Source organism: Photorhabdus akhurstii (genome assembly GCF_018448925.1).
Lineage (GTDB): Bacteria > Pseudomonadota > Gammaproteobacteria > Enterobacterales > Enterobacteriaceae > Photorhabdus > Photorhabdus akhurstii.
This window is the reverse complement of record NZ_RCWE01000051.1, coordinates 1-6,005: the sequence shown is the minus strand read 5'-3', so window position 1 is coordinate 6,005 and position 6,005 is coordinate 1. Positions and strand designations below refer to the sequence as shown.

The 6,005-nt window shown below is 43.8% G+C and carries 7 protein-coding genes; 6 read left to right on the top strand and 1 reads right to left on the bottom strand.

Annotated elements, in window-relative coordinates; translation table 11 throughout:
- Positions 1-13: 13 nt before the first annotated feature.
- Positions 14-139, bottom strand: coding sequence for a hypothetical protein (locus EAE93_RS25195; RefSeq protein WP_269468858.1), 126 nt, complete (start codon positions 137-139; stop codon positions 14-16).
- Positions 140-150: 11 nt separating this feature from the next.
- Here EAE93_RS25195 and EAE93_RS23345 point away from each other — a divergent pair, with 11 nt between their 5' ends.
- The 6 genes from EAE93_RS23345 to tssI form a co-directional block, all read left to right on the top strand.
- A complete protein-coding gene (locus EAE93_RS23345; protein WP_214040671.1) occupies positions 151-510 on the top strand; it encodes a type VI secretion system baseplate subunit TssF in 360 nt (119 codons plus the stop codon).
- Between the two features lie 24 nt (positions 511-534).
- Positions 535-2,418, top strand: coding sequence for a lipase family protein (locus tag EAE93_RS23340; RefSeq protein ID WP_214040670.1), 1,884 nt, complete (start codon positions 535-537; stop codon positions 2,416-2,418).
- Positions 2,415-3,161, top strand: coding sequence for a hypothetical protein (locus tag EAE93_RS23335; RefSeq protein ID WP_105396718.1), 747 nt, complete (start codon positions 2,415-2,417; stop codon positions 3,159-3,161). The genes EAE93_RS23340 and EAE93_RS23335 overlap by 4 nt, the downstream gene beginning before the upstream one ends.
- 27 nt (positions 3,162-3,188) lie before the next feature.
- The gene (locus EAE93_RS23330; RefSeq protein WP_214040669.1) at positions 3,189-3,923 is read left to right on the top strand and encodes a hypothetical protein; all 735 of its coding nucleotides are present in this window, start codon (positions 3,189-3,191) and stop codon (positions 3,921-3,923) included.
- Between the two features lie 77 nt (positions 3,924-4,000).
- A complete protein-coding gene (locus EAE93_RS23325) occupies positions 4,001-4,729 on the top strand; it encodes a hypothetical protein (protein WP_036806456.1) in 729 nt (242 codons plus the stop codon).
- A 54-nt stretch (positions 4,730-4,783) separates the two neighbouring features.
- On the top strand, positions 4,784-6,005 hold a 1,222-nt coding region (tssI, locus tag EAE93_RS23320; RefSeq protein WP_214040668.1), incomplete at its 3' end, for a type VI secretion system tip protein TssI/VgrG.

Genomic DNA, 6,005 nt, shown 5'->3' with positions numbered 1-6,005 from the left:
TCGGTGCTATCAATCAACTGGGAGAAAATGCCTCGGGGCTGAAAGTCAGCAATATCACCCCGGTTTCTGCCTGCCACCCACCAATAACGGAGGATAAGGAAGATAGATCGAACTGGACAATCATCTCCTTCCTTTCCATGTCCCCCCTGGATGGCGTTTCACACCGACTCATTAAAAAATCTTATCAAGATGTTCGATTTCTCCTACGACCAGTCATTAAGCAAACGTATCCAGGAACATATCGACGGTATCGTTCGGCTGGACAACATTCCAATAGATCGTCTGGACAAAGGGATTCCAGTGCGGGGCCATCAACTCGTCCTGACATTGAACCCGGATTGTTACGCCAATCAAGGGGAGATGCATCAGTTCAGTCTGGTGGTGTCACGCCTGATGACGCTTTTCATCAGCATGAGGGCTTTTGTGATGATGAAAGTGATTGATAGCCAGACGGGAGAAATTCTGTGGGATTTTCACCACATGATGTTCGGGCTGCGTGCCTATCTGTAATAGTAAACAAAGGAAACAACACTGATGAGTACATTAGATCCGCGAGAATGCTTCGATTGTAGGCTGTTGAAACACTGGGTGGAATTTCAGTTGGTGGATGAACAGGGGAAGCCGCTGGTTAATATGCCTTATAGCCTGATAAGCAAGGGGCTACCGAATTATGTGCGCAAAGGGAAGACGGATGGTTTCGGGGTGCTCAGGGAAGAAGACCTGTCAGCTCATCCCGTGACATTGTATATCCACGCCCAATCGTTGGCCGATGAGATGGAACAGCGTCCGTTGCGGGAAAAACGGGGAGAAGAATTTTCGGTGGTGAAGCCAAAAGCGGAAGCTGAAGGCCATCAATATCGCTATGTGACTATCGGGCAGATCAGTGATGGGTTGCCAGTGATTCAAGGGTGGGACCCTAAAGACATCCCACCGCCCTATCATTTCCCAGATCCGGAACCCAAAGGGCTTTATTCCCGTCCGCTCAACTGTCGGCATGTGCTGGAGGTATGTCCATTCCGGGCTTGGGTTCTGCTGCTACACCATCAAAAAGAGTATTCCATTGTGAATGCTTATAACCAGTGTTTGATGAGCGTGCTGGCCTATGCCGATGGGGATGTCAATGTAGCAGGCTCCGTTAAACACTTTTTTAACCGGCAAATGGTGAATGTTTCAAAATTGCCCTATAAAGTGGAAACATTGTCAGCAACGCCTGTCGTTTACGATGTGCCGTTTAGTGAACGTTACATTCAGGTGGAATTTATTGATTCATCAAATATTGATGGTGTAGGAGGTGATACCCAACTGTTTTATGTGGCTAGTAAAAACGATGTGATTATCAGTTGGCGAGGCACAGCCAGCAAGGAGGATATCCTGACAGATGCTACGTACCAACCTTTGGGGTTAGATTGCGATGAAAAAGCCCTATGCAGCGGGTTTATTCATAATGGCAAAGTACATAAAGGTTTTTGGGAGGCATTTAATCTAGTTAGCAAGTTAAGAGTCCCCAGTGATACACTTCAAGAAGTATTCACCGATATTACCAAGTTGGCTCAAAATAAAAGATTGTTTGTCTGTGGTCACAGTTTAGGAGGTGCATTGGCATTACTACATTGCGCACAACTGAAAGAATATGATCCGTGTCTTTACAGCTATGGAATGCCCCGGGTGTTGACTGTTAGTGCGGTACAGGAACTGGCAAATATCACCCATTACCGTCATGTGAATGAAGATGATCCTATTCCTTCTTTACCACCGGAAAAAAATCTGGATAACTGGTTATATAATTGTTGGGGACCACTCGGTTATCTATTCAGCCCTATTGAATTACTGGATTTTACTAAAAGTGGTGAAATTTTCCTGCATCACGGAAAAATAGTGCACTTTTGTAAAATCAATCTGGTTATTGAATGGCTGGAAGAGCGTAACCCAAGCAACCATATACGGCTCAGAACCACCTTACCTACTAAAACAAAGCTATATTTAATCCCATCGTTGAACAGTGAAACGGCGCATAATATAAAGAGTGCTGGTGAGATTCAAAAAGGATTTTTTAAGCAAATAAGTGATGCGGATAAAGCCAAATGGTTTCCGTTGAATGAGAATCCGACCGAAAAAGATGCCTTAGGTTTCCCAGCTCACCGTTCAAGGAAATATGCCTGCTACATTGGCGCACGACTGGCAGAATTGATTGCACCGGGTAAATACCATTTTTTCCGAGATCAAGAACAGTTATTTGAAAAGACTCTAAATGAGAGGGCCGATATTGTTGCAGATATTCGGCAACGCGATGCACTATTTTTACAGATAGATCATCAATTAAAGCAAACTCTGATTTGCACTCAACAAAATAAACATGGACTATTGGCCTTAACACGCTATACGGATAATACCGTAGAGATTGAGGAAGATTTACTATGACAAATATCAAACAATGTTTATTAGTCTTGTTAATCACATTAATATCAGGCTGTGCTGATCCTAGCGAACCGCTTTCTCCTCCTAAAGAGAATCAGTGGATAACCGTAGAAGGGGTAGCGCCAAAATATACCGAACCGCATGTATCCGCTGTGTATATCTCAAAAGATTGCCTTAAATATCGTCTGGATTCCAATATGTCGCCTTTTAAAGTACCGACTTATAACGGATTACGTTTGGAGGATATAAAGGCTGATCCGCAAACTGGTTACTTTCAAGCGAAATTACCTTTTAATGGTGGAGGACGATGTAAATGGAAGATTGATCGAGCCTTTGTGTCGGTCAGTTATACCGATGTCCATCATCTGGTGAGAGATGCTATTCCGTATTCGGGAACCGGCTTAACTGCGTTTATTAATGATGCTGTCCAGACGAATATTAGTGAAACTGCGGCATTAAATACTATTAATTTTAGCCCCATCATCTACCCTGTTTTGGAAATGGTTGAAGGATTTCCTAAAAGCGTATATTTACAAGGTGAAGTATCAAAAATGCGCTCCTTTCGACTGAAATTAACTCCAGGAGCTAAATGGAAAATTATCTTTAAGCCTAAATTGGATGAAACCAAAATGGCGAAAGTCACTGTGACTAATGGGAAAGGTGAGTGGGTTGAATATCCGGGCGGCAAGATTGATAAGGGTACTCAATTAGTGGATTTTCGGTTCATGTACATGAATATGAAGTAACGCCGTAGGAATTGAGGAAAACTTACCATGATAAATATTAAACAATACTTATCGATCTTATCAGTGATTTTAATATCAGGCTGTGCTGACCCTAATGAGCCGCTTTCTCCTCCTAAAGAGAATCAGTGGATCACCGTAGAAGGGGTGGCGCCAAAATATACCGAACCACATGTGTCCGCAGAGTATATCTCAAAAGATTGCCTTGAATATCAGCTACATGCTGACATGTCACCTTATAAAGTGCCAACCTACAACGGGCTTCGTCTGAAAGTGGCAGTTGATCCGCAAACCGGTTACTTTCAGACGAAATTACCTTTCAATGGCGGAGGACGGTGTAAATGGAAAATTAACCGAGCCTTTGTGTCAGTCAGTTATACCGATGTCCATCATCTGGCAAAAGATGCTGTTATATATGAAGGAGGAGGAGGAACTGGTTTGACTGCATTTATCAATAATGCAGCTCAAACAGACGGTGATGAGACCTCTGCATCGAATATCCTGAATTTCAGCCCTGTCATTCATCCTGTCCTGAAAATAGTTGAGGGGTATCCAAACAGAATATTCTTACAAGGTGAAGTCGACGTGCGTTCTTTCCGGCTAACTTTAGTACCAAAAGCTGAATGGAAAATTATCTTTAAGCCTAAACTAGATGAAACCAAAATACCCAAGATCACGGTGACTAAAAAAAAGGAATGGGTTGAATATCCTGACGGGAGTATTAAAACCGATACTCAACAAGTCAACTTCCGATACATAAAATAAGCAAATTGCAATTTCAAAAGCAATCTAGCCCTAACACGCTATATAGATAACTCTGTAGGAATTGAGAAAAGTTTACCATGATAAATATTAAACAATACTTATCGATCTTATCAGTGATTTTAATATCAGGCTGTGCTAACCCTAATGAGCCGCTTTCTCCGCCTAAAGAGAATCAGTGGATAACCGTAGAAGGAGTGGCACCGAAGTATACAAAACCACATGTGTCCGCAGAGTATATCTCAAAAGATTGCCTTGAGTATCAGCTACATGCTGACATGTCACCTTATAAAGTGCCAACCTACAACGGGCTTCGTCTGAAAGTGGAGGTTGATCCGCAAACCGGTTACTTTCAGACGAAATTACCTTTCAATGGCGGAGGACGGTGTAAATGGAAAATTAACCGAGCCTTTGTGTCAGTCAGTTATACCGATGTCCATCATCTGGTAAAAGATGCTGCACCTTATGGGGGAACAGGTTTAATCGCATTTATCAATGATGCAGTCCAGACGAATATTAGCGAAATTCCCGCATCGAATACGATTGATTTTAGCCCGGTTATTTACCCTGTTTTAGAACTAGTTGAAGGATTTCCGAAAAGTGTATCCTTGCACGGTGAAGTTAGTATGTATCCCTTTAGGTTGAAGTTAACACCGGACGCTAAATGGAAAATCACCTATAAACCTAAACTAGATGAAACCAAAATGCCAAAAATTACGGTAACTAATGGGAGAGGCGAATGGGTTGAATATCCTAATGGAAGAATTGACCTCCATCGCCAAACGATAGACTACTGGAAAATAAAATGACACCACCAAGGCCATATTATTAATTTACCTAAACACCAAAAATAAGGAGTCCATATGAACGATGGATTACACTTTCTTTGTCATATTACTGACTTGCCGGAGAAAACTTTTGCAGTAGCTGAATTTTCTTTACAGGAGGAATTATCCGAATTATTTACCCTATCCTTAACGCTGGTCAGTAAACGGGCCGATATTGATCTGGAATCACTGCTATTACAATCTGTGAAATTCCGGGTGGTTTTCAACGACGTTGAGCAACGTCAGGTTAGCGGCATTATCTCACAGGCTATACGGGGGGATACGCATGCGCATCGTACCATTTATCACCTCACCGTCCAGCCCGCGCTCTGGCGGATGAATTTGAATCAGGACAGCCGGATTTATCATCGGCAAAGCGTGCCGGAGATCCTCAAGAGTTTACTGAAAAAACATGGCATCCTGTTCGACTGCCAACTGGATGAATTTCATTACACACGGGAGTATGTGACGCAGAAACGGGAGTCCGATTATGCCTTTTTTGCCCGGTTAGTTGCCGAAGAGGGGCTGAATTTCTGGTTTGAAGACGACAAGCTGTTTTTCAGCGACAGCCATTTAGGGATGACGGCCAATTTACCGCTGGTCTACAACCCGCAGATAGAGACGGCCACCGAAATGAATGTGATGAATCAGGTGCGTCTGGGCGTCTCCATGACCCCGAATCGGGTCATTTATAAGGACTATAATCCCCAAAATCCCGATTACCGCCTGACGCACCGGGCCAATATCGATCCCCGTGTCGAGGGGCAGAAAACCTTGTTTGAACTCTTTGAGAGCTATGGCCGCTTTCAGAAAGACGCGCAGGCGAAACCGTTTGTCCAGCGCCGTCAGCAGGCCGTCGAAAATCAACGTCAGGCCGGCTGCGGGCAAAGCAACTGTTTTAAACTGATGCCCGGTAAAATCTTTGAGCTTAACGAACACCCGGTTGACGCCATGAACACCCGCTGGCAAATCGTCACTATCCATCATCACGGCAAGTGTCCGCAGGCATTGCAAGAACAGAGCGGAGAATCAGGTACTTATCTGCACAATGAATTCAGTTTTATTTCGGGTTATAGAGACTGGCGAGCGCTATACCGTTACAAACCGCTGGCGGACGGTGATGAAATCGCAACCGTGGTCGGCCCGGAAGGCGAAGAGATTTATGTCAATGAAGAGGGGTGTATCCGCATCCATTTTCACTGGGATCGTTATGATAAAGCCGATGAAAACGCCACCTGTTGGGTACGATTCGCGCAAG

Bases quoted from the DNA above. Each gene is read 5' to 3' on its own strand.
- EAE93_RS23345 (WP_214040671.1), top strand. From the start codon at position 151: ATGGCGTTTCACACCGACTCATTAAAAAATCTTATCAAGATGTTCGAT.
- EAE93_RS23325 (WP_036806456.1), top strand. From the start codon at position 4,001: ATGATAAATATTAAACAATACTTATCGATCTTATCAGTGATTTTAATA.
- EAE93_RS23340 (WP_214040670.1), top strand. From the start codon at position 535: ATGAGTACATTAGATCCGCGAGAATGCTTCGATTGTAGGCTGTTGAAA.
- EAE93_RS23330 (WP_214040669.1), top strand. From the start codon at position 3,189: ATGATAAATATTAAACAATACTTATCGATCTTATCAGTGATTTTAATA.
- EAE93_RS23335 (WP_105396718.1), top strand. From the start codon at position 2,415: ATGACAAATATCAAACAATGTTTATTAGTCTTGTTAATCACATTAATA.
- EAE93_RS25195 (WP_269468858.1), bottom strand. From the start codon at position 139: ATGGAAAGGAAGGAGATGATTGTCCAGTTCGATCTATCTTCCTTATCC.